The sequence below is a fragment of the Brevibacillus daliensis genome (genome assembly GCF_021245735.1).
GTDB classification, from domain to species: Bacteria; Bacillota; Bacilli; order Brevibacillales; family Brevibacillaceae; genus Brevibacillus_B; species Brevibacillus_B daliensis.
In genome coordinates this window covers 148,686-173,490 of record NZ_JAJISB010000006.1, presented here as the reverse complement: position 1 = coordinate 173,490, position 24,805 = coordinate 148,686, and the positions used below count along the sequence as shown (strand labels likewise).

Annotated in this window: 25 protein-coding genes; all 25 read right to left on the bottom strand. The window is 42.0% G+C overall.

Annotated features, from left to right (window positions below; genetic code table 11):
* Position 1: 1 nt before the first annotated feature.
* A complete protein-coding gene (locus LM917_RS08535) occupies positions 2 to 310 on the bottom strand; it encodes a YlxQ family RNA-binding protein (RefSeq protein ID WP_232697076.1) in 309 nt (102 codons plus the stop codon).
* Positions 307 to 597 (bottom strand): RNase P modulator RnpM, encoded by a 291-nt coding sequence (gene rnpM, locus LM917_RS08530; RefSeq protein WP_232697075.1) that lies wholly within the window; start codon positions 595 to 597, stop codon positions 307 to 309. Before rnpM ends, LM917_RS08535 begins: the two co-directional genes overlap by 4 nt.
* A complete protein-coding gene (gene nusA / locus LM917_RS08525; protein WP_232697074.1) occupies positions 594 to 1,691 on the bottom strand; it encodes a transcription termination factor NusA in 1,098 nt (365 codons plus the stop codon). Before nusA ends, rnpM begins: the two co-directional genes overlap by 4 nt.
* 22 nt (positions 1,692 to 1,713) lie before the next feature.
* The gene (gene rimP, locus LM917_RS08520) at positions 1,714 to 2,172 is read right to left on the bottom strand and encodes a ribosome maturation factor RimP (RefSeq protein ID WP_232697073.1); all 459 of its coding nucleotides are present in this window, start codon (positions 2,170 to 2,172) and stop codon (positions 1,714 to 1,716) included.
* A 400-nt stretch (positions 2,173 to 2,572) separates the two neighbouring features.
* Entirely contained in the window at positions 2,573 to 3,550 is a 978-nt protein-coding gene (locus tag LM917_RS08515; protein WP_232697072.1) for a DMT family transporter, read from the bottom strand.
* A gap of 186 nt (positions 3,551 to 3,736) precedes the next feature.
* Positions 3,737 to 8,050, bottom strand: a complete 4,314-nt coding sequence (locus tag LM917_RS08510) for a PolC-type DNA polymerase III (RefSeq protein WP_232697071.1) — start codon at positions 8,048 to 8,050, stop codon at positions 3,737 to 3,739.
* A 252-nt stretch (positions 8,051 to 8,302) separates the two neighbouring features.
* Positions 8,303 to 10,015 (bottom strand): proline--tRNA ligase, encoded by a 1,713-nt coding sequence (locus tag LM917_RS08505; RefSeq protein ID WP_232697070.1) that lies wholly within the window; start codon positions 10,013 to 10,015, stop codon positions 8,303 to 8,305.
* 31 nt (positions 10,016 to 10,046) lie between these two features.
* Positions 10,047 to 11,111, bottom strand: coding sequence for a flavodoxin-dependent (E)-4-hydroxy-3-methylbut-2-enyl-diphosphate synthase (ispG, locus tag LM917_RS08500; RefSeq protein WP_232697069.1), 1,065 nt, complete (start codon positions 11,109 to 11,111; stop codon positions 10,047 to 10,049).
* Between the two features lie 59 nt (positions 11,112 to 11,170).
* Positions 11,171 to 12,424 carry an RIP metalloprotease RseP gene (rseP, locus tag LM917_RS08495; RefSeq protein WP_232697068.1) on the bottom strand — a complete coding sequence of 418 codons (1,254 nt, stop codon included), beginning with the start codon at positions 12,422 to 12,424 and terminating at the stop codon, positions 11,171 to 11,173.
* Between the two features lie 165 nt (positions 12,425 to 12,589).
* A complete protein-coding gene (locus LM917_RS08490) occupies positions 12,590 to 13,744 on the bottom strand; it encodes a 1-deoxy-D-xylulose-5-phosphate reductoisomerase (RefSeq protein WP_232697067.1) in 1,155 nt (384 codons plus the stop codon).
* Between the two features lie 33 nt (positions 13,745 to 13,777).
* Positions 13,778 to 14,626: a phosphatidate cytidylyltransferase gene (locus tag LM917_RS08485; protein WP_232697066.1), complete on the bottom strand. Its 849-nt coding sequence runs from the start codon at positions 14,624 to 14,626 to the stop codon at positions 13,778 to 13,780.
* Positions 14,627 to 14,650: 24 nt separating this feature from the next.
* Complete coding sequence (uppS, locus tag LM917_RS08480; protein WP_304502586.1) at positions 14,651 to 15,421, bottom strand: undecaprenyl pyrophosphate synthase; 771 nt, start codon at positions 15,419 to 15,421, stop codon at positions 14,651 to 14,653.
* Between the two features lie 68 nt (positions 15,422 to 15,489).
* Complete coding sequence (gene frr / locus LM917_RS08475) at positions 15,490 to 16,047, bottom strand: ribosome recycling factor (RefSeq protein ID WP_232697065.1); 558 nt, start codon at positions 16,045 to 16,047, stop codon at positions 15,490 to 15,492.
* Entirely contained in the window at positions 16,047 to 16,772 is a 726-nt protein-coding gene (pyrH, locus tag LM917_RS08470) for a UMP kinase (RefSeq protein ID WP_232697064.1), read from the bottom strand. The genes frr and pyrH overlap by 1 nt, the downstream gene beginning before the upstream one ends.
* An 87-nt stretch (positions 16,773 to 16,859) precedes the next feature.
* Positions 16,860 to 17,747, bottom strand: coding sequence for a translation elongation factor Ts (gene tsf, locus LM917_RS08465; protein WP_232697063.1), 888 nt, complete (start codon positions 17,745 to 17,747; stop codon positions 16,860 to 16,862).
* A 142-nt stretch (positions 17,748 to 17,889) separates the two neighbouring features.
* Complete coding sequence (gene rpsB, locus LM917_RS08460) at positions 17,890 to 18,594, bottom strand: 30S ribosomal protein S2 (protein ID WP_232697062.1); 705 nt, start codon at positions 18,592 to 18,594, stop codon at positions 17,890 to 17,892.
* A gap of 285 nt (positions 18,595 to 18,879) precedes the next feature.
* Positions 18,880 to 19,605 carry a hypothetical protein gene (locus LM917_RS08455; RefSeq protein ID WP_232697061.1) on the bottom strand — a complete coding sequence of 242 codons (726 nt, stop codon included), beginning with the start codon at positions 19,603 to 19,605 and terminating at the stop codon, positions 18,880 to 18,882.
* Position 19,606: 1 nt separating this feature from the next.
* Positions 19,607 to 20,200, bottom strand: a complete 594-nt coding sequence (locus tag LM917_RS08450) for a DUF6115 domain-containing protein (RefSeq protein WP_232697060.1) — start codon at positions 20,198 to 20,200, stop codon at positions 19,607 to 19,609.
* 28 nt (positions 20,201 to 20,228) lie between these two features.
* Positions 20,229 to 20,558: a hypothetical protein gene (locus LM917_RS08445; RefSeq protein WP_232697059.1), complete on the bottom strand. Its 330-nt coding sequence runs from the start codon at positions 20,556 to 20,558 to the stop codon at positions 20,229 to 20,231.
* An 18-nt stretch (positions 20,559 to 20,576) separates the two neighbouring features.
* A complete protein-coding gene (locus LM917_RS08440; protein ID WP_373688771.1) occupies positions 20,577 to 21,974 on the bottom strand; it encodes a flagellar assembly protein A in 1,398 nt (465 codons plus the stop codon).
* Positions 21,975 to 22,022: 48 nt separating this feature from the next.
* A complete protein-coding gene (locus LM917_RS08435) occupies positions 22,023 to 22,814 on the bottom strand; it encodes a FliA/WhiG family RNA polymerase sigma factor (protein WP_232697057.1) in 792 nt (263 codons plus the stop codon).
* A 17-nt stretch (positions 22,815 to 22,831) separates the two neighbouring features.
* Positions 22,832 to 23,209, bottom strand: coding sequence for a hypothetical protein (locus LM917_RS08430; protein WP_232697056.1), 378 nt, complete (start codon positions 23,207 to 23,209; stop codon positions 22,832 to 22,834).
* Between the two features lie 2 nt (positions 23,210 to 23,211).
* Positions 23,212 to 23,697, bottom strand: a complete 486-nt coding sequence (locus LM917_RS08425; protein WP_232697055.1) for a chemotaxis protein CheD — start codon at positions 23,695 to 23,697, stop codon at positions 23,212 to 23,214.
* A complete protein-coding gene (locus LM917_RS08420) occupies positions 23,684 to 24,319 on the bottom strand; it encodes a chemotaxis protein CheC (RefSeq protein ID WP_232697054.1) in 636 nt (211 codons plus the stop codon). Before LM917_RS08420 ends, LM917_RS08425 begins: the two co-directional genes overlap by 14 nt.
* Before the next feature lie 3 nt (positions 24,320 to 24,322).
* Positions 24,323 to 24,805 carry a chemotaxis protein CheW gene (locus tag LM917_RS08415; protein WP_232697053.1) on the bottom strand — a complete coding sequence of 161 codons (483 nt, stop codon included), beginning with the start codon at positions 24,803 to 24,805 and terminating at the stop codon, positions 24,323 to 24,325.

The following is a 24,805-nucleotide window of genomic DNA, read 5'->3' as shown; positions in this document are numbered from 1 at the left end:
GTTATGGATTAGGTGTGAGTAGGTTCTCGATGCTTTTTGCCAACTTGCTGTCTGCAATAGCGATTGAGACCCGAGCCTCTTTACCAATCGCACTTCCAAGTTCGTACCTGGTCGAAAGTGAATAACAAGGAACCTTGTAATACAGGCATTTGTCGGACACTTTCTTGGTCGTGTTAGCAGATGCATCTGATGCCAGTAGGACAAGTTTTGCCTGTCCTGTACGAACCGCATTAATCACGAGACCTTCACCTGTCAATACTTTGCCTGCTCGCATGGATAACCCCAGGAGTTGCGCAACTTTTTGGTTCATTTACCCATCATCTCCAGCCATTTTTCACGGAAAGCATCATATTGCTCCTGAGAAATGCTGGTATTGAGGGCACGTTCCAATACTTTTTTCCATTTCCCTGAAGTAAACGTATCAGGCGTGCGACAACTTTCTTTTTGACACACATAAGTACCTCGTCCCGCTGCCTTACCACTCAAATCAATCAAAATTTGATCCTCGGGAGTTCGTACTACACGAAGTAGTTCTTTTTTAGGATACATTTCCTGACAAACGATACACTTACGTAAAGGAACTTTCTTTACTCTCATTGTGCATCCACATCCGCAGCATTCTCTTGATTAGAAGCTTTTGGATAGGAAATCCCCTCTTGTTCTGCTTGGCTTTCGCTCTTGATGTCAATTTTCCACCCAGTCAATTTCGCTGCTAATCGTGCGTTTTGACCACGTTTTCCAATTGCAAGGGAAAGCTGGTAATCTGGTACAATGACACGAGTCATTTTCTCTTCAGCATTTACTTCAACGTGCACAACCTTGGAAGGACTAAGGGCATTCGCTACGTATTCAGCAGGATCTTCAGACCAGCGAACAATATCAATTTTCTCGCCCTTCAGTTCGTTTACAATGGTTTGTACACGCATTCCTTTTGGCCCAACACAGGCACCAACTGGGTCCACTTCGGAGTTAACGGAATATACAGCGATCTTGGAACGATCTCCTGCTTCACGTGCAACTGATTTGATTTCTACTACACCATCATAGATCTCTGGCACTTCTAATTCGAAGAGGCGCTTCAATAATCCCGGATGTGTGCGGGAGATCACAATTTGTGGTCCCTTTGTTGTTTTTTCCACTTTGATAATATATGCTTTCATCCGATCTTGTGGTTTAAATTCATCAGAAGGCATTTTTTCAGTAAGTGGCATGATCGCTTCTACTTTTCCAAGATCAACATAGTAAAAACGGGAATCTTGACGTTGCACAATTCCAGTTACGATGTCTTCTTCACGATCAATAAATTCACTGTAAATCAAGCCGCGTTCAGCTTCACGGATACGCTGTGTTACTACCTGTTTAGCAGTTTGTGCAGCGATACGCCCAAAATCACGCGGTGTTACTTCAATTTCAACAATATCTTCGATGCGGTAGTTAGGATCAATTTCCTGCGCTGCTTCTAAAGATATTTCCATGCGGGAGTCCAATACGTCCTCCACGACGCTTTTGCGAGCATATACGCGAACCTGACCGGTATGGCGGTTTACATCGACACGTACGTTTTGAGCAGAATTGAAGTTCCGCTTGTAACCAGAGATGAGTGCTGCTTCAATCGCCTCGATTAACACCTCTTTGTCGATACCCTTTTCTTTTTCCAGATCATGCAGCGCCTCGATAAACTCGGCATTCATGGTATTGATGTCCTCCCCTCAATTAAAAGACGATAGCCAGACGGGCTTCGCGAATTTCTTCCAGTTTAATAGTGTACGTTTTTTTGTTTTCTGCTACTGTAAGTGTCTCATCTTCAAAAGATGTAAGTTTGCCTTCAAACACGTTATTACCATCTACAGGTTCTTTCGTAATGATGTGTACGTGTTTGCCTACAGCTTTATGGTAATCCTTTTCCTTGCGTAACGGACGTTCCGCACCTGGAGAAGAAACTTCCAAGAAATATGCAGTTGGGATCGGATCAAGTTCATCCAATTTTTGTCCCAGCTTTTCGCTAACCAGTCCACAATCATCAATATCAATGTTACTTGTTTCGTTATCGATAAAGATGCGCAAGAACCAGTTGCTTCCTTCTTTCTTGTATTCGATTTCCACTAGTTCCAATCCTGTTTCTTCCATGATCGGATTGAGGAGCTCTTCTACGATTTTTACCACCTTGCTCAAGCAAGTACCTCCTTTTAAAAAAACTTCTCTTTATGAAGTCTCTTCGATGAAGCGGGTTCCTCCTTAGAGGATGTTTTTCATGCCTATCAGGTTGTGCATCTACGAAGTTACTACCTTCTGATACATCCGATAAACAATTCCATACTGTTATATGAGAGAACCGGCTACCTGTGGGAGCCGGATTCTCTCAGTATCACATAATGTGTTACATTCATATCTATCCGGCTATTACATGGAGCCAAGAAGAAAGAGTGGGTCTCCCCACTCTCGAACGACGTATAACCAGTATTTCCAAAAAAATTATAGCATAACACGGTTATCCTTGACAACTACTGGGTCATTTGATCATAGCAACTGGGGGCTGTCAATCTATTATTCCCATTGAATGTAACCGGTTAATCTACATGGTTGTTGGTGAAATCTCTCCAGTTTTTTCCTCAGTAATTTTCGCAGTAAAATAGCTGTGCAGAACCATTCCAACCACAACAAATGCGATTCCTATACAAGATAACAAGCCAGGCAGAGCAACGGATAAGAGCATGATTTCTCCTGCTGTCGCAAACAAAACCTCCATGGATTGAGTCGCTTCTACTGCTACCAATTTACTCATGTTCCCTTGAACCATTTCTGTCGCCTTGAAAAACAGCACGGTTGCAAAAACACCTGATAATAGGGCAACCAACGCTGATTGGTAGCTTTGTTCAAAGCTGGGTGCACCGCTTGTAAAATAAGCATAGCCTGCTAAAATCACCCAAAATGGCAAACTGGCAATCGTCATACCTAACACCCTCTGGTATGTGTCCAACCTCCCCTGTACCACGTACATCATTTTACGATTACCCAAGGGATAGGCAAATGACGCAATGACAACTGGTATAAATCCTAGGGCTATTTCTTCCATTCCAATTTTTCCAGCATGTTCAATCTGCATCAGAATAACCCCTGCTAAAATAAATAAGGACATAGACAAGCCTGAAAAAGAGATTTTTCCTCTCGTGTTCAAAGGACCTTGTTTTGTCATTTTCACTTCATAAAATAATGGAGCTAAAAGTGCTCCCGAAATGATTGTAATCTGCCACGTACTTGCAATTAGCCATGCAGGTCCATACACGGCAGCAAAGCAGAGCGGAGCATAAAACAGTCCAAATCCAACTGTGCTCCAAAGAATCCATTTACCTGGTTCTCTTTTTATTTCCGCCAAAAGGGGACGGAGATTTTTTCGCATTATTACGATGACCAACAGAAATGGTACCATAAAAAAATAGCGTAGGGAGGCACTCCATGCAAAGTTGCCACCTGATAGCTCCATGGAACGATTCAGGACAAAGGTAAAGGCAAAAAAGAACGCAGAATATATGCCTAACCGAATAGGTTTCAAGGATTTCACCTCAATGTTACAATTATTTCTTATTGAAATAGATATGGATATGGACAAACAAAGTTGTACGCAATTCCTAACTATTTAGATGGATGTGTCTTCTGACAATTATTTATTCGATTAATTCTAACATATTTCCAACAAAAAGCCCTCTGCACGATATCCATGCAGAGGGCTCACCTATCTCTAAAACAACGACAATTGATTTGACTCCGGTAATCCCTGCAACGCACCTTGTTCGTCCAGATATTCAAGTATGGTCTTAGAAATCTTAGAACGATTCAACAGGTCTTCTTTGGACAAGAATTCTCCCTTTTCTCTTGCTTCTACCAAACTGATTGCCGCATTGGTACCTAGGCCTGGCAATGCATTAAATGGCGCTAATAAACTCTTACCGTCAATCAGGAACTTCGTCGCATCGGAACGATACAGGTCCACATTTTGGAATGTGAATCCACGTTCAATCATTTCCAAAGCCATCTCCAGAACAGTGAGCAAGGATTTTTCCTTTGGTTGGGCATCATGTCCCTTCTCTTCTATTTCTTCGATGCGCTGAATGATTGCTGCTGATCCTTTTACCATTAACGGGATATCGAAATCATCAGCCCGTACAGAGAAGTAAGTCGCATAATACTCTAGCGGATGATGAACCTTGCAATATGCAATACGAACCGCCATCATGACATAAGCAGTAGCATGCGCCTTCGGGAACATGTACTTGATACGTTGACATGATTCCAAATACCACTCGGGGACATCATGCTGTAGCATCTCAGTCTGATCCTCTTCATTAACTCCTTTACCTTTACGAACTGACTCCATGATCTTAAAGGCAAGAGAAGGTTCTAATCCTTTATAAATCAGGTATACCATGATATCGTCACGACACCCGATAACATCTGACAGTTTACATGTACCGTTTCGAATAAGCTCTTGGGCGTTATTCAACCATACATCCGTACCATGAGAAAGACCAGAAATCTGAACCAATTCTGCAAAGGTAGTTGGTTTTGTATCTTCAAGCATCTGACGAACGAACTTGGTCCCAAACTCTGGGATTCCCAATGTACCCATATTCGTTCTGATCTGTTCTGCTGTAACTCCCAAAGCCTCTGTAGAGCTAAAGATTGACATGGTTTTCGGATCATCCAATGGAATTTTCTTCGGATCGAGACCCGTCAAATCCTGTAGCATCCGGATGACGGTCGGATCGTCGTGTCCCAGAATATCCAGTTTTAGCAGATTATCATGGATGGAGTGGAAATCAAAATGCGTTGTTCTCCATTCGGAATCCACATCATCTGCCGGGAACTGAATCGGACAAAAATCTTCCATTTCCATGTAATCAGGTAAAACGATAATTCCACCTGGATGCTGACCGGTCGTACGCTTGACACCAGTACATCCGTTAACCAAACGGGCGATTTCTGCTCCTCGGAGCATCAATTTACGCTCTTCCGCCCATTTTCTTACATAACCATACGCGGTTTTCTCAGCAACTGTACCGATTGTACCTGCACGGAACACGTTATCAACACCAAATAATTCTTGCGTATATTTATGAGCGCGAGGCTGATAGTCACCAGAAAAGTTCAAGTCAATATCGGGAACCTTATCCCCTTTAAATCCAAGGAACGTTTCAAACGGAATATCTTGACCATCTTTTGTATAGCTCGCGCCACATTCCTCACAATTTTTATCAGGTAAGTCAAAACCGGAACCGATTGATCCGTCCATGATAAACTCGCTATGCTGACAGCTTGGACACACATAGTGAGGTGGTAATGGATTAACTTCGGTAATGTCTGACATGGTGGCTACGAATGAAGAACCTACCGAACCACGTGAACCTACCAGATAGCCATCGTTGAGTGATTTGGTTACCAGACGTTGCGAAATGAGATAAATAACTCCGAAACCGTGTTTGATAATACTGGTTAATTCTTTCTCCAAGCGTTTTTCTACTATTTCAGGAAGAGTCTCACCATAAATACGTCGTGCTTTGGCATAACACATATCACGTAATTCATCATCGGCTCCCTCAATGATCGGGGTATATAATTGATCCGGAATCGGATTCACATCTTCAATCATATCAGCCAGCTTATTCGGATTATGAACAACAATTTCCTTCGCCTTTTCTGCACCAAGGAATTCAAATGCATCTAGCATTTCTTCTGTGGTCATAAGGTAAAGCGGAGGTTGATCATTAGCATCCTGGTCACCTTTAGATAGCAAAAACACCTCTCGGAACGTATGATCCCGCGGGTTAAGAAAATGCACATCTCCTGTTGCTACGACTGTTTTCCCCAACTTTTCCCCAATGCGAAGCAAAGTCTCATGATAGGTCTTTACCACATCGGTGTGAGGAATCGTTTCATTCCGCAAAAGTGGTCTGTAATGTTGTAATGGTTGTAGCTCAATATAATCATAAAAACGTGCAATATCCTCTAATTCACTTTCCGGCTTTCCTCGAAGAATACCTTGGAAAAGCTCACCCTCTTTACATGCTGTACCAATAAATAAGCCTTCCCGATACTTATTGATCTGGCTTCGCATAATTCGTGGTACACGGAAAAAGGTTTCAGTGTGCGAAATTGTAACCAGTTTGTACAGATTTTTTAATCCTTCCTTATTCGTAACCAGGATAGTTACATGGAAAGGACGAGAGCTCTTGTAATCTGCCTGTGCGTTACTTCGCTCATTTAATTCTGACAAGCTACCTATCTCAGCTTCTTTCATATCTTTTAACATAAACTGAAAAAGCTTCGCCAACGCCACGGTATCATCTAACGCTCGGTGAGCGTTAATTAAGTCCACCTTAAACCGTTTTGCAAGTGAACCTAATCGGTACGTACGCATTCCTGGGTACAGCATTCGTGCAAGTGGTAAGGTATCAAGGAAAGCATTCTTCCATGGTTCCATGCCCACTCGAATCGCACACGCATTAATAAATGCCTGGTCAAATTCCGCGTTATGCGCTACTAGAATAGCATCACCGGCAAAGTCCTTAAATCGTCGCAAGACAACGTCTAGCTTATCCTTGCCTCGCAGCATTTCGTTGGTAATCCCCGTAATTTCAGTGGTTTTAGGCCCAATCTGAAGTTCAGGATCAATTAATTCTGTCCATTCTTCAATGATTTCGCCACCCTTCATTTTTACGGCAGCAATCTCAATTATCGTATGTTCATTTGCATTTAAACCAGTTGTCTCTGTATCAAAAACCACATAAGGGGTATCGTTATCGATTTGATAGTTAGTCGCACCACGGTCCAGATTATAAACAATATTAATGCCATCCTCTACGACATATGCTTCCAAGCCAAGTATACATTTGATATTATTCTTTTTCGCTACGCTATACGCTTCCGGGAATGATTGCACAACGCCATGGTCCGTGATGGCTACGGCCTTATGACCCCATTTGGCTGCTGTAGAAATCAAGGATTTTACCGATACAACACCGTCTAGCATACTCATTGGAGTATGTGCATGTAATTCGACACGCTTTTCCTCCGACTTGTCTTTACGTCCCTGCTGTTCAATCTGGTTAATATCATTAGCCATCATGACCAATTCACGTAAAAACGTGTCATGCTGAACACTACCTCGAGCTTTTACCCACATTCCGTCTTTAACTGCTTCTAGGTACCTAACATCTTCTTTGTCCCGAGAGAAGATCTTCACTGTCAGAGAATCCGTATAATCGGTTACGTTAAATGTCAAAATGTGTCGACCGCTTTTTAGTTCACGTAGCTCCGCATTAAAGACCATTCCCTGAATGGTAATGCGACGTTCCTCTTCCTGAATCTCTGATATTGGTACTGCATCCTCTTTTATATCGTAACCAATCGTTACATTAGTGATCGCTTCTACTTCCGATCCTTTTTTCTCTTTCTCTGCTTGTGCTTGTGCCGTCATCACATTCTCAACAAGAACTCGCTCTTCCTCTTGTCTTTGTTCAATAAATGCCTTCATCGCTTCGTCATTCTCTTCACTTAGAAAAGAGAAGCGCGGACGTACTTGGGCAATCTTCCATAACTGATCGGCAATCTGCTGATCTGCTTTCTTGGTTTTCATGATTTCAGCAGTCACATCTGTAGGAAAATACAGCTTTACTTCGTCTGCTTTTGTTTCAAGTCTTGCCGTACGTAAGGTTCCTGCCAACGTTTGCAGATTGGCTTCAGAATCTTGAAGCATATAATCCCAGTATTCCTCAACTACGATATGAACAGGTGGTTGAAGGGAATAGCGAAAAATCGCATCTACTTTGGCTAAATGAGCAAAGGTTTGCTTCAAGCGTTTCGTAAATGCGCGATATATATCTACAGGCATCATTTTATCTAATGTAAAAAAGAAAACCCATTCTTTCGTCTGTTTATGCACTTCTAGCTTCTCAATGTACCCTTCCGCAAAATAGCGGTCGATCATTTCAGCAGGTACCTCCAATTGCTGAAGAAGCAAGGAGAATCTCTGTTTTTGTTCTGCCACTAGATCCACTCTATTTTTTCACCTCTCGTTATACATACCTCAAGGATTGCGCTCTATAAACATACGACATTTGAGCACCTTAAACCAAAGGTAATATCTATCATTTTTTGAATAAAACCTATCCCTACACATATAGAAAGGTACCCCAGCACTTTGGGGTACCTCTATTTGTTTTCTCCAAAAACTGACGATTTTCCTGCTATTTAGACAAGTAATTCATCTCCTATTACGGGAGATTGATTACTAATGAGAGATCTAATTTTACAGGTTGTTTAGCTGCTCTTTCACATGTGCTACCAAGTCACTAACAGCGACTACAGTAGCTTCACCTGTACGACGAACACGAACCTCTACTGTACCTGGCTCCAATTTGTCAGAAACGGTAATACGAAGTGGCAATCCAATCAGATCAGCGTCCTTGAATTTAACACCAGCGCGTTCAGCACGATCATCATACAGAACTTCGATGCCAGCATCTTCTAGCGTAGCTGTAATTTGCTCCGCTGCTTCACGCTGAGCATCCACTTTTGCGTTAATCGGAATCACATGAACATGGAATGGAGCAACGGATGCAGGCCAGATGATTCCAAAGTCATCATTATTTTGTTCGATGACAGCAGCTAATGTGCGGGAAACCCCGATTCCATAGCAACCCATAATTACGGTTTGCTCACGACCATTTTCATCAAGGAACTTGGCTCCAAGCGGTTCTGCATATTTCGTACCTAGCTTGAACACGTGACCTACTTCCACACCGCGTGCAAATTCGATTGGTGCTTGTGTACGAGGGCATTTATCACCTTCCATGATATTACGTAGATCAGCAAAGCGATCCACTTGATAATCACGGCCAATTTGAGCATTTTTGAAATGGTAATCCATTTCGTTAGCTCCAATGATAGCTGTAGCAAACTCCTGTACATAGTTATCAGCTACAACTTCGATCTTTTTATCCTGAGCGCCTACAGGGCCCACAAACCCAACTGGTGCACCCAGTTTTTCGCTGATTTCAGCCTCAGTAGCCATGCGCACATCAATTGCATCATACATGTTTTTTAATTTTACTTCATTCAGTTCGTGATCTCCAAGAAGAAGAACAAGGACGAACTTGTCATCAACCATATATCCAAGAGATTTGACAATGTCTTTCCCCTCTACACCCAGACTTTCTTTCAATTGCTCAATGGTGCGGATATTTGGTGTGTGAATTTTTTCCATTGTTGCTGCTACATCATGTGCAGTAGGTCCATCGTATACAACTTCCGCTTTTTCCAGGTTAGCAGCATAGTCACCGTCAGTGGAATAAGCAATCGTATCTTCACCGATTTCACACAATGCCATAAATTCATATGTTCCAGTACCACCGATAGAACCAGCATCAGCTTCTACAGCACGATATTTCAATCCAACACGCGTAAAAATACGGTGATAAGCATTGAACATATTATTGAAGCTTTTATCTAATCCTTCTTGTGTTGTATCAAAGGAATAAGCATCCTTCATAATAAATTCACGGCAACGAATAAGTCCAAAACGAGGACGTACTTCATCACGGAATTTGCTCTGAATTTGATATAAATTAATTGGTAGTTTTTTATAGGAATTGATTTCATTCGCTACAAGTGTTGCTACTACCTCTTCATGGGTTGGTCCAAGTGCAAAGCGACGGTCATGACGGTCATTCAAGCGCATTAACTCTGGTCCATAATGATCCCATCGTCCACTTTTTTCCCAGATTTCAGCTGGTTGAATGGTTGGCATTAAAATTTCCTGCGCACTTGCTTTATTCATCTCATCGCGAACGATCGCCTGAATCTTTTGGAGGACACGCAAGGCTAGCGGCATAAACGTATAAACCCCAGAAGCCAGTTGTCTAGCCAAACCAGCTCGAAGTAATAGTTTATGACTGGCGATTTCTGCATCTGATGGTACTTCGCGTAGAGTTGGAATTAATAGTTGACTTTGCCTTAACACACAAGTTCCTCCTTTAATCTTGCAAACCTCTCTATTTTTCGTCCATTATGGAGTGGATCTCTTTCATTAGCTCTTCAAATAACTCTGTTTCTTTTACTTTACGGATAATCTCACCATTACGGAAGATCAATCCTTCTCCATTACCACCCGCAACACCTACGTCAGCTTCACGAGCTTCCCCTGGGCCGTTAACAGCACAACCCATGACAGCTACCTTCAGAGGCTTTTTCAATGTACTGATCGCGTCTTCTACCTTCGTAGCAAGACCGATTAGATCGATTGCACAACGACCGCAAGAAGGGCAGGCAATTACGATAGGATCATTATTAACGATATCGAGACTACGTAAAATCTGTTTGGCAACCTTGATCTCTTCAACTGGATCAGCAGTTAGAGAGACACGAATCGTATCACCAATTCCCATCGATAGCACGGTTCCAATACCGACCGAGGATTTGATACCGCCAGAGAATTGAGTTCCTGCCTCCGTTACCCCAACGTGCAACGGATAGTTGCGTTTCTCAGCCATTAAAGAATAGGTCTGAATCATAGTAGGTACATCTGATGATTTCAGAGAGATTGCGATATCCGTAAAATCAAGGTCCTCAAGAATTTCAATATGGTCCATCGCAGATTCCACAATCGCCTCTGGACTCGGATAGCCGTATTTCTCTAAAAGACGTCTTTCTACTGAACCAGAGTTAACCCCGATTCGAATAGGTACATTACGCTCTTTGCAGGCTTCAACCACTCTTTTGGTCTTTTCCTTAGATCCAATATTTCCCGGGTTAATCCGGATTTTATCAATACCGCTTTCCAATGCTGTTAATGCCAGGCGATGGTCAAAATGAATATCGGCAACCAACGGCAATGGTGAGCGTTCCTTAATTTGTTTAATTGCTTTAGCAGCATCTTCATTGATAACAGCAAGACGAACGATTTGGCACCCTACGTCATGCAGTCTTTGAATCTGTTCGAGAGTTGCTTCCACATCACGTGTATCTGTGGTAGTCATCGATTGAATGACTACGCTTTTTTGTCCCCCGATTTGAACTCCACCTACAAAAATTGGTTTTGTCTCCTCGCGCTTAAACAATGTAAGCACTCCCCTTTATATTTCCTTGTCTAATGATACTTTCCTTCAGTCGCTCTTCCTTATAATAAACGCTGAATGTCGTTCCAGGTAACAATTAAAATTAACATCATCAGTAAAGCAAAACCGATTACATGAACCATACCTTCTTTACGTGGATCAATTGGTTTGCCACGCACAGCCTCTACTCCGATGAAGATCAAACGGCCTCCATCCAAAGCAGGAATAGGTAATAAGTTGAAGATCCCTAAGTTAATACTCAAGAACCCTGTCCATGTAATTAGCATGGATAGTCCACCTTGAGCCATTTGACTCGTCATGGTAAAAATACCGGCAGGACCACTCAAGTCCTTAACACCTACTTCACCAGTAAATAACATGCCTAGACTGGAGAATATCATTCCGGTAAATCTGGCTGTTTGATCATAACCAGCCTTCATTGACAACCAGAGTGATTTTTCCGTACCTTGGTAGACGTTTAGTAGCCCTTTTTCACCTAATTGCACTGGAACTACCATTTGGCTTCCATCACGCTCAATTTTCATTTCTAGCTTTTTATTAGCAGAAGCTCCTAGGATACTTACCATGTGATCCCAGTCTTTTAACGGTGTACCATCGATAGCAAGAATCTTGTCTCCCATTTGTAGTCCGGCCTCGTAAGCAGGACCACCGGGCATAACTTCACCAATTAATGCTTTATCACTTGGTGCACCAAACAACATGGCACCAACCATAAACGCAACAAAAGCTAGAATAAAGTTAGCTGCTGGACCTGCAAAAATGGCCCAGAACCGCTGCCCAACTGTTTTTCCTTGAAATTGTCGATCATAAGGAGCTATCTGTACTTCCTTGCCTTCCACAATCATGTTGGCTTTTGGATGTACATCGTATTCCATGACATCTCCTGCAATTTCAATACTCATTTTAAGGTGGTGCACCAGATCATGTCGCATTAACGCTCCCACCGTTGCATGCATGGGAAACTTATTCCGATCTGTATAGATCTTACTGATTTGATTAGCCTCATTAAACTCGAGGCCCACATCCATATGCGAGCGAAGTACTTCCAGCTCGGGATCTTCACCGGCCATACGAACCATACCACCAATTGGTAACAATCGGACCGTGTACTCCGTTTCATTCTTCTTATAGCTAAAAATTTTCGGACCCATACCTAAAGCGAATTCACGGCATAAAATTCCTGCTCGTTTCGCTAGTAAAAAGTGTCCCAACTCATGAAAAAATACAAGTAAACCAAAAACGATAACGAACGCCAATATGGATACGAAATTAAACTCCACCGGAGGCAGTTGCATATCGGAGCCACCTTTCCTTCTGATTCGTGATCCGGACAATCTGCTGATTAGCCATTAACCAAGCAACCAGACAGCATGTAAGGACAATCTATACATTATATGTCGTCCCCTTATCCATACAGTACCTTTTACCTAATTAGGATCACTTGAAGCGAAGAGTAGCTCTTACTCAAAGGAAAAAGCCTCTGCTTCACGCCGAGCCCAAACATCTGCTTCTTCAATCGTCTCTAGGCACGGACTGTAAATCACCTGATGTTTTTCACACACATGATGAACCAATTCCTCGATTCCCACAACCGACATTTCTTTACGTAAAAACCGGGCTACAGCTACCTCATTAGCGGCATTGAGAACCGCAGGTAGGCTACCACCTACTCTTCCACAATCATATGCCAATTGCAGTAACGGATATCGTACTACATCCATTTCTTTGAAGGTTAGCGTTCCACACTTAGCCAAATCTAATGTCTCAGTTTGCAATGACATTCGATTCGGATAGGTCAGTGCATACTGAATGGGAACCTTCATATCTGGGGAACCAAGTTGAGCCATCACAGCTTTATCTTTGTATTCTACCATAGAATGTATGATACTTTCATAGTGTAACAGAGTATCAATCTGATCATAAGGTATACCGAATAACCAGTGCGCCTCTATTACCTCAAAACCTTTGTTCATCATGGTTGCTGAATCAATCGTGATTTTTGCACCCATGCTCCAGTTCGGGTGTCGTAGGGCTTGTTCTCTCATCACATGCTTACTTTCTTCTCGAGTTAAATGACGGAGCGATCCTCCAGAAGCCGTAATGATAAGACGAGAGATTTCATCATGATTTTCCCCTTGCATCGCCTGAAAAATAGCAGAATGTTCACTGTCGACAGGAATGATTGTCGTGTTATGCTTACGAGCTGTCTCCATGACGATTTTTCCTGCACTTATCAGTGTTTCTTTGTTAGCAAGTCCAATGGTTTTACCAGCTTCGATTGCAGCAAGTGTTGGGCGTACGCCAACGCTACCCATAATACCCGTCATGACAAAGTTGGCTTCGGGGTGTGTCGCTACTTGTATTAACCCTTCCATTCCCCATACAATCTCAACCTGATATTTCCCTGAAAGACGGGCTTTTAATTCTTTCGCTAATTCCTCGGAACCAATCGAGACAAGCTCTGGTTTCGCTTCGAGTATCTGGCGCTCGAACAAGTCGATATTACTACCTGCAGCCATTGCTACAATTTGAAAGCGGTCTGGGTAATGTTGTACTACATCCAGGGTGCTCGTTCCGATAGATCCCGTAGATCCTAACAGCGCTATTTTTCTCAACCTCTTCACCTCAAACCAAAAGTAGTGTTTCTTCTAGTAAAGCCCAAACAGATACAAAATAGGAAAGACAATCAACATACTATCAAAACGATCCAAAACGCCACCGTGCCCTGGAATTATCCGCCCAGAATCCTTTACCCCAAAATGACGTTTATAAGCTGATTCTACCAAATCTCCTAGTTGGGCGACCACTCCTGTTACAAGAGCAATAAAAAATGCCTGAGAAAGCGGCAATGCCCCCAGTACGTTCAGAGTAAGAAGCAACCAGTCAGTTACTACAACTACGATAATAGCAGAAATCCAGCCGCCTAGTGCACCTTCAACTGTTTTATTCGGGCTTATCTCTGGCCATAATTTACGATTACCAAAGGCTCGTCCAGCAAAAAGAGCCCCTGAATCAGTTGACCAGATTGCGAACCAGATCAACAGGGTTAACCAGAAGCCCCCCATTCCCACGTAGCTTCGGGCAATAGTTACATAATGGAACCCAAAACCTATGTATAACGCTCCAAATAAAGTAAGAGCGGCATGTTCGATGTTAAACTTATTCTTGCTTGCAACGGTATATAGCAATAACAAAATAATCATCGGTAAAATGATCTCTGACGTACTCGTTGAAATTGCCATTAACTGCTGTACGCTCAAATATTTGATTGCAACAGTCCACAAGCCCACAAAATTCGTACTTAATATTGATATCAAAATAATGTAACCCAGAATTCCCGCAATACCAAATGGTCGAATTCCTGCCATACGCATAAATTCATAAAATCCAATTAACGCTAAAAGTAAAATAAAGGATGAATACCACATCCCACCTAGATACATCAGAGAAACGAACAGAATGCCTCCGACTAATCCTGTGATAACTCGCTGTTTCACTTCGTTCCACCTCTTATGGCTGGTTTACACTGCGCCGTAGCGACGAGCCCGCCTTTGATAATCAGCTATCGCCTGATAGAAATGTTCTCGTTTAAAGTCCGGCCAGAATACGTCTGTAAACCAGAATTCGGTATAGGCTAGCTGCCACAGCATGAAATTACTTACCCGTATTTCACCACTTGTACGTATTAATAAATCGGGGTCAGGAATTTCCCGTGTGTACAAATGTGAAGAAATCAATTCTTCGTCGATTTGTTCAGGTTTTAATTCTCCCGCCTTAACAAGATCGGCGATTTCTTTCATTGCCTTCACAATTTCTACCCGTCCACCATAATTCAAGGCAAAGTTGAGCTGCAATCCTGTATTATTCTTAGTTTTTTGCTCCGCTTCCAATAAAGCTTTTAACGTATGTTCAGGTAATTCTTCTCTTGAACCAATCATTGATATTCGAACATTACGTTCCATCAATTCTTTTAATTCAGTTGCCAAAAATTCTTGAGGAAGTTTCATCAAATAATCCACTTCATCTTTTGGACGTTTCCAGTTCTCAGTAGAAAAGGCATACATCGTTAATATACCAACACCTATTGCATCAGCTGCTCTTACAATCTCTTTAACAGTCTTCATCCCTTGATGATGTCCGGCAATACGAGGTAAATTACGTTTTTTTGCCCATCTTCCATTCCCGTCCATAATAACAGCAATGTGGTGTGGAATAACACCTTTATCATCAAAAGTTGTTGATGTAGTATCTTCTTGTTTTCCGCCTAACATTTTACCTAGTCGCTCTAGCATACAGGTTTCCCCCAATAAAGAGAGATATAGACAGCTCCCCCTCACGAGGAGGGGGAACGCATCTTTCATTATACCTCAAGAATGTCTTTTTCTTTATCTTTTACCGTCTTATCCACTTCAGCAATAAACTTGTCAGTTGTCTTCTGAATGGTATCTTGATGATCACGAGATTCGTCCTCTGAAATCGTAGCTGCTTTTTCCAGCTTCTTGATAGCCTCGTTCGCATCACGGCGCACATTACGAATAGCTACTTTTGCTTCTTCTCCACTTTTTCCAGCTACTTTTACAAGCTCTTTACGACGTTCTTCCGTCAGCATTGGAATAGCAATACGAATGATAATACCATCATTCGTCGGAGTTAAGCCAAGGTCAGACTGTTGAATAGCTCTGTCAATATCTTTCAATGCGCCTTTGTCCCAAGGCTGGATTTGTAATAAACGAGGTTCTGGGGCCGATACGTTCGCTAATTGGTTAATTGGTGTAGGTGTTCCGTAGTAATCTACTACAATCTTATCCAGCATTTGTGGAGTAGCACGACCTGCACGCAAGGTAGCCAAGTCTTTCTTAAGTGCAGATATTGCTTTACTCATACGCTCTTCAGTATCTTTTATAATTGATTGTGGCATTAGGCATCCCCCTTTACAATTGTTCCGATTTTTTCTCCCATCACGGCCCGACGAATGTTACCTTCTTCCGTAATGGCAAAAACAATAAGCGGAATATGATTATCCATGCAAAGACTTGAAGCAGTAGAGTCCATCACTCCAAGACCTTTGTTTAAGACTTCGAGGAAGGTGAGGCTATCATATTTCGTGGCTGATTCATCCAAGCTAGGATCGGCAGTATAAACTCCATCCACCTTGTTTTTCGCCATTAAAATAACCTCTGCTTCGATTTCAGCAGCACGTAAGGCAGCAGTTGTATCTGTGGAGAAATATGGATTACCAGTACCAGCTGCAAAAATCACAACTCGTTTTTTCTCCAGATGACGAATCGCTTTACGGCGAATATATGGTTCTGCTACCTGACGCATTTCGATAGAGGTTTGAACTCGTGTAGGAACTCCTACATTTTCAAGTCCATCCTGCAATGCAAGTGCGTTCATAATGGTAGCGAGCATTCCCATATAATCAGCAGTTGCACGATCCATCCCTTGAGAACTACCAGACAGTCCTCTCCAGATGTTACCCCCACCTACGACTACGGCAACTTCAACATCTAGTTCCACGATTTCTTTAATTTGATCAGCAATTGAAGCAATAACATTTGGGTCGATTCCATACCCTTGTTCACCAGCAAGTGCTTCCCCACTTAGCTTAAGTATGACTCGTTTATATGCAGCATCCGGCATGTGAATTGACCTCCATTTATCTTTAAGGCTTTTGATTCGCATCTTTCTTTAAAAATAGGGAACACTGCGGTGTTCCCTATTTTAATCTTATTGCTTATTCACTTGCGCCATTACTTCAGCAGCAAAATCGTCTTGCTTCTTCTCAATACCTTCGCCAACTTGGAAACGAGCGAAGCTACCGAAAGTAGCACCTGCTTCTTTCAATAGTTGGGAAACACGTTTATCTGGATCTTTAACAAATGGTTGTTCTACTAAGCAATACTCTTCGAAGAACTTAGACATACGGCCTTCTACCATTTTGTCAACGATGTTAGCTGGTTTACCTTCACCCAAAGCTTGGTTTTTCAATACTTCGCGCTCGCGATCGATCTCATCTTGAGATACTTCTTCACGAACACCAAAGCGAGGGTTAGAAGCTGCAGCATGCATTGCAAGATCTTTTGCAAGTGTTTCATCAGTTGTGTTTTCAAGAGCTACAAGCACACCGATTTTTCCACCCATGTGCAAGTATCCGCCGAATACGCCAGCATCTGTTTTTTCAAGGATTTCAAAACGACGGAAGTTGAGGTTTTCACCAATCGTTGCGATTTTCGCGTTGATTGCGGTTCCTAGGTCTTCTCCACCTTGGAAAGATTGAGTCAGAGCTTCTTCTACAGAAGCTGGGCGATGTGCGATTACATGCTCAGCAATATCTTTTACAAGAGCTTGGAACTCAGGGTTTTTAGCAACGAAGTCAGTTTCGCAGTTAATCTCTACGATTGTACCTACGTTTCCATTAGCAGCAAAACCAGTCAAACCTTCTGCTGCGATACGACCAGATTTTTTAGCTGCTTTAGCGATACCTTTTTCACGAAGCAAGTCAATTGCTTTTTCCAGGTCACCGTTTACTTCTTCCAAAGCGCGTTTGCAATCCATCATACCTGCGCCAGTTCTTTCACGCAATTCTTTTACCATTTGAGCACTAATTGCTGCCATTAGTAAAGCCTCCTTCTATTCTTGACGCAAGCAAGAATCCGCCTACGTATGTAATGTATGGAAAAATCATCGAGAGAATACTGTTGTACTCGTAAAAAAAGGTGGACGGGGGGTTCTGAAACCCTCAGTCCACCCTTGATCATTACGCCGTGGTTGTTTCTTCTCCGCCTTGGTTGCCTTCCATCAGGGCGTCAGCCATTTTACCAGTTAACAATTTAACTGCGCGGATAGCATCGTCGTTACCAGGGATAACGTAGTCGATTTCGTCTGGATCGCAGTTAGTGTCAACGATAGCTACGATTGGGATACCCAATTTACGAGCTTCTGCAACAGCAATGCGCTCTTTACGAGGATCGATTACGAACAATGCGTCCGGCAATTCTTTCATGTGAGCAATACCGCCCAAGAACTTCTCTAGGCGATCCATTTCTTTGTTTAGTACGATTACTTCTTTTTTAGGAAGTAAATCGAAAGTACCGTCTTCTTGCATGCGTTTTAGTTGAGCAAGGCGAGCAGTACGCTTTTGAATTGTTTCGAAGTTAGTCAATGTACCACCCAACCAACGTTGGTTGATGAAGTAGTGACCAGTGCGAGTAGCTTCGTCTTTAACAGACTCTTGCGCTTGTTTCTTAGTACCAACGAAAAGTACTTTACCATCGTTAGCAGCAAGTTCGCGCATGAAGTTGTACGCCTCATCTACTTTTTTCACTGTCTTTTGCAAGTCAATGATATAAATTCCGTTACGTTCGGTGAAGATATAGCGATCCATTTTTGGGTTCCAACGACGAGTTTGGTGACCGAAGTGAACACCAGCCTCAAGAAGTTGTTTCATAGAGATTACCGCCATATTTCACACCTCCTCTGATTTGGTTTTTTTGTGTCAACCTCCGAAAACCGCATTTCCCATACAAAACTACCAAATAGGTAGCACCGTTGCAGGGATTGGTTTACGTGCGTATTTAACACCGAAGAAAACTATATCATATCAAAATCACAAATGCAATAAATAGTGTTAGAAAAGTTGGAAATGAGTATTGTGGTTTGAGTTTGTATCTTACTTCGAAAGCATAGAGTTCACGGTCTTACGAATACTATGGCTATCTACCAAAGGGGATACCACCCTAACTCGTTATCATTTTATATCTGGTGGTGTAGGTGGAAGGGGTGAAGCTGGTGGTGTAGGTGGAGTCAACGGCTGAGACTCTTGTTCTTTACCTGTTTCACCAGGTTCAATTTCAGTATTAGGGACGTTCTCTGTACGATTCGAAGTTGTTGAATTTCCGCCAGTAGTTTCAGTTTGATTGGTAGTACTCTTATCCTCAACTACCGGCTGAGTTTGTGGCGTATTTAATTGAGAACCCTCCTTTTGCTGAACAGGATCAGTCGTTTTAGAAGGTAAGTTCGTTTGACCTTTATCCATTTTATTGGAAGGATTCTCTGTTGATTTCGTATTCTGCTTTGAAGTTGATGTTTTTTTACTTTGTTTTTCTTCTGTTTTCTTAGGCTGTGTCTGTACGGTGGATTCAGCTTTAGTATCTTGATTGTTACTAGAGTTTAAAGAATTAGTTGATTGACCATTTCCCACAGTAGATGGGCCAGTTTGTGAATTATTCTGTGCTTCTCCAGGTTTAGCGGTATTATTCTTGCTAGTATCCGCTTCATTCTGATTTGCTTCAGTACCCTGAGCTTTTAGTAAGAGCGCCTGATGCTCATCCTGGGTCATAAGTATCAGATTTTCTTGCGCAGCTTTCTGTTTCCAATTATCAGTGCTATCCAAGATTTGTTCTGATATCAACAAAAAGAGAGCAGAAAACACGACCCCAAGACCAAATCCCATCCATCCGATTCTTGCGTTCATGTTACGCCTCTCTTTCCTGCTGTCTATCCATTTGCGTCTGTTCATCAGTAACGGGTGTAGAAGTTGACAAGGACATAATAAGTTGAATTTCCCCGTGTCCTACCCCTAATTTTTTTGCGATATCAATGGACGACATTCCGCTATTAGCTAGTTCAAAAACTCGACTGTATCGGTTTTTCAGTGCAAAAATATCGTTTTCATTTTGTATCTCCTCGGGCCCTACTTGTTCAGTAGAATGGGACTGCTGGAGATTATGTATCAGTTGTTGCTGTTCTTTCGATAAGGATGATATTTGCTGATACAGGTCAGCAATCTCATCCTTAAGGTAATTATTCTCTTGCTTTAACTCACGGACGCTCGCTTCGGCATAACGGTTGGTCTGTTCATTCTCCTTTTTCACCTGACTAACAAACTTCTTCAATGCCTGCTCCATCTCACTACGCTCCACATGTGAAGAAGTAGTTTCAGCTGGATGAAAAGTTTGCCTAGCCGATCCATCAGACTGTTCTTTTTTTCTTGAAAGATAAAGAGAAACAGCTGATACGAGAATAGCAAAAGCTCCAATACCCAAGAGTATCCATATCATTTGTTCCATGTTATCCACCTTATATCATGAGTGACTGCTACAAAGAAATATCAATATGATGTCCTCGAATCGGGTCTGGTGAAGGTGTGGAAGAAGCATGATGATCCTCTTCATGTGACTTTCCCTTCGCCTGTTGTTCTGGTCCATCATGGCCTTTCTTCGTAGATTCTTCCTGATTTTTCACTTTTTGCTGTTCTGATTTAGTAAGTTGTTCTGCTTTTGTACGGGCAGCTTCGTCTAGTCTTTTGCGTTCTTCCCTGAATTGTTGATGTTCCGCTGCCGCCCGTTGCTGAGTTTGTTCCTGCCATCTTCCCATTTCCTGGGTACGCGGAATAGCATGTTGTAATTCCAATGCTTTAAAACTCATCAGCAATCACTCCTTTACCTATATAAGGACAGAGGTTGTAATCTCTCCTTCAAGCAAAAGAAAGCGGGTACGGCTGTGTTCCTGTTTAATAAACCTGATATACTTTCCAAATACCAGCTTTGCTCCTGGATACATGAGGTTCGTTACTTCAATTATAGCAGGTATTTCCTTTTCTAATTCTACTTCCATAGCATTCTTACGCTCTTCAAGTTCTTTAATCTCTTTTGTAAGTATCCCATGTGTGTGATCTAATCTTGCTTGAAGAGTACGCTTATCGGGCGGTAAGTCTCCCGTTGCTTTCAAGATCTGTGCTAGAACTTGTAATCCTTGTTTCGTCTTAAGCAAATTATCATGGAGAACCGGCAATTTTAGTTTAAGTGAATCCAATTCCTGTCGTGATTGAGGTCTTGCGCCCACTTCCAAAGTAGTTGGAGTTGAATTGAAGTTACCAATCGTTCTTGCTACAATTTTTTCTCCTGCTTGTGTCACTCCACCAATAATAATTCCCTTTGTACCTTGGCAGATGACTTGTTTATTCGCTCTTACACGTGAAAACATGATACTTTGTTTTACTTGAACACTGTTACCTGCTGTCACATTTCCGTTTTGTATATAGGATGTTGTTACATCATTTCCCGCAATTACATGGCCCTTATCCTGGCCAGCAATCCCATTTTTTATTTCAATTGAACCTTCAGCCGTAAGCTCGGCTCCTTCCACGCTACCGTATATGCGAATATCACCAGTAGCTTTGATGGAAAAACCAGTTGGTACGTTACCGCGAACAACAACTGTCCCTATAAAATTAATATTACCAACGCTATAATCTACATCGCCATTAACTTCATAGACAGGAAAAACACTTATTTTGTCCTCTTCTAACGAAACTTGTCCATCGATAACTGCGTAGACGAGTGTCTTCTCCGAGTTAAACACCACATTCTTTCCTGGTCTTAGCTTTGCTTCCCGACCTGGCTTTGCTTGAATCGATTCACCTGTTACTGTTGTTCCGTTCTCTCCTGCTGTTGGCAGAATTTTTTCAGCGAGTAGCTGACCTTTCGTAACATTTTCAATCGTAAGAACAGAATAAAAGTCAACTCGGCCATCCTCTAATATTTTCGGAGAATTTACTTCAACACCTTTTTTCTGAAACAGGTAATGAACCTCTCCGTCTTTTCCAGGTATTGCTTCTTTTCCCTCAGCAATATTCAAAGGAACTTGGACAAACTTGTTTGGGTTGGCACAAATAGAGCGTATATGGTTTTCAATTAATCCAAAGGTAATACCCTTCGCATGGCAAAATTTAATTACATCATCTTCTAAAAGTTGGCCCTCGAACTTGTCCTGAAGAATAAGTTCGGCCAACAGTTTGTCTTTAGAAACAGTTATTGTTGCTAATTCAGCCAATTGATTCACCATGATTTGAAGCCCCCTTTTTCATCCGTTAAGAGAGAGGTTCCCTCCCTACATAAGTTGCGACTTCCATTTCGCTAAGGTATTGCGCAAACGAAAAATCGCTTTTGAATGCAGTTGGGAGATACGTGAAGGAGATAAGCTCATCACTTCAGCTATTTCAGATAAGGTAAGTTCTTCAAAATAGAACAGGGTGACCACCAGGCGCTCTTTTTCGGGTAATTTATCGATTGTTTGAATTAAAACTTCCTTTAGATTATGCAATTCAGCTGCACTTTCCGGACTAATAATCAGTTCGTCTATCAGGTAGGAATGCCGGGCAATCTTTTGTTCTTCCTCGTCTCCCACCGCTTCATCAATCGATAACATACTTGAAAGTGAGGTATCAAACATGACCTGTTTCAATTCCTTCTCAGAAACACCCAAATGCTGGCTAACTTCCTCATCAGTAGGGGATCGAAGTAAGTGTTGTTCTAAATGTGTATACGCTTCTTCGATTTTTTTAGCCTTATCCCTTACTGTACGTGGAATCCAGTCATTTTCCCTTAAACCATCAATCATGGCGCCTCTAATACGCCACATTGCATACGTCTCAAATTGCAGTCCACGCTTATAATCGAACTTATTAAGCGCATCAAGCAAGCCGAAACGACCATAGCTGATGAGATCATCTTTGTCCACATTATTGGGTAAGCCGATAGAAAGACGCATCGCCACTTTATTTACAAGAGGCAAAAATTTTTCCACCAAGGCTATTTCCGCTTCTCGACTCCCATGTTCTTTCCATTCTAACCAAGTGTCAAATTCTTTCGTTACCTTCTCTTGATTATATACTCTAGCCATGGTCTAATCACCTGCCTTTACTGATCAGAAAATCTTCTTAACGTTTGGGCAATCAGCTTTGGATCATGTTCATTTTCAACATTTTCCAAATTTTGTGGTTTTATAGGAATAAAATCATTCGCTTCTGTCAGGCCGTCATTTTTCTCTGGAGCCGTTTCTTCGGTTGATTCGTCTGATACGACTTCATCTTCCTGCTCTGTTTCCTTAACTGGTGATTGTGCGGTAAAAAAAGTAATTACCGTTTGAACCAGAAAAGCAACAATGGTAATGAAGATAAAACCAATGACAGCACGAATCAAAGCAACTGAAATCAAGTTTTGCATGACAGCAGCCAAAAACGTTACAATAAAAGCTATGATTCCTAACCAAAGGCTTACTTTCACTGTTTGATTCATGTTTATACTTCCTTAGTTCCTTGATTTACCATACGAATTTGTAATATTCCGGTCTCTGCATCCATCTCAATCGTCCGTCCACTACTGCCGCCCGTATCCTCAGCTAAAATCTGAATGGAATGCTCTTTTAAGACTTGCTTGCACGCTTCCACATTGCGCGGACCAATTCGCATGGTATCGTTTTGGGAGAGGAAGGTAAACATTTGTGCTCCTCCCGCCAGTTTTGCCACGAGCATGCGGCTATTAGCTCCAATCTCTTCCATCCTATTGATTAATGTTGGAATTGCCGTATCAGCATATTTCAACAGGTTGGTTTCTAAATTTTTTCCCAGTGTAGAATCGGGTAGCATCACATGTGCCATCCCTGCTATCTTTTTGTTGCGATCATATAGAACAACCCCAACGCATGAACCCAATCCTGTTGTTCTAATTTTATCGGGACTTTTTGCTACAGCTGCATCAGCCATTCCTACTTTAATAATCTCCATGTAAAGGAACCCCTAATGAAGTAAATAGTGTTTCAAAAGAATCTGGATCTGGAATGAGAAAAAAGTGTCCTCGTACATTTTCATTCCCTTCAAAAAATGCTGTATCAATCGTAAGCGCGTAGTCCCCAGCTTGTCCCAATTCTATTAAACCGTAACTTAGCAAAGCGCCAGCCATATCAATCGCTAAAGACGGTACTGTAGGCTGCATGTTCAATTTTGTAAAATCTGCAAGTGAAGAAAGATATGACCCTGCCAGAATATTACCGATCTCATGAAGCGCTGACAATTCCATTTCTGTAAATTGACTTTCTTCAGATCGTTTTGGCAACGTTCCCATTAAATGCTCAAGTAGGTAATCAGCTGAAGGAATATCAAGTATAAAAAACATATTTCCGGGGCAATCGCCTTCCACTCGGAGGAATACAGCTATTACGACTACTTCATCTCCTCCGATAAAATCTGCTATCTCGTGGAAAGAAATGATTTTTACTTGCGGAACGGTCATATCGATTTCTTTTTGAATGAGGTGGGATAGAGCAGTTGTTGCGTTCCCTGCTCCAATGTTTCCCACTTCTCTAAGAACATCTAGTTGAAATTCTCCCATTTTCCCAATTTGCATCATCGCTTATCCCTCGATAGCATCAAGTTGCTTAATCTCGTCTGTACTTAATACCTTGTCCAGGTTTAACAAGATTAGGAGACGCTTTTCCAGTTTTGCTACACCTCTAAGATAGGCAGCCTCCACACCACCAACCACTGCAGGTGGAGGTGCAATAGCTTGTAACGGGATGTCTACAACATCGTTAGCTGAGTCTACAATCAACCCAACCTCTAATTCATCAACGGCTACAATAATAACTCGAGTAGCATCTGTAGGTTCTGCCTCTTCTAAAGAGAATCGACTGCGCAAATCGATGATAGGAGTTACCACACCGCGCAGATTAATCACACCTTTTACAAAAGAAGGTGTTCGAGGGACGCGAGTAATGTGCTCTAGTTTTTCAATGGACTTAACCTGTTGGACTTCAACGCCGTATTCTTCGTCAAGTAATCTGAAAATGATTACTTTCGTTTCCTCGTCTGCTGTTTTGGTCTCTATCTGGCTCAT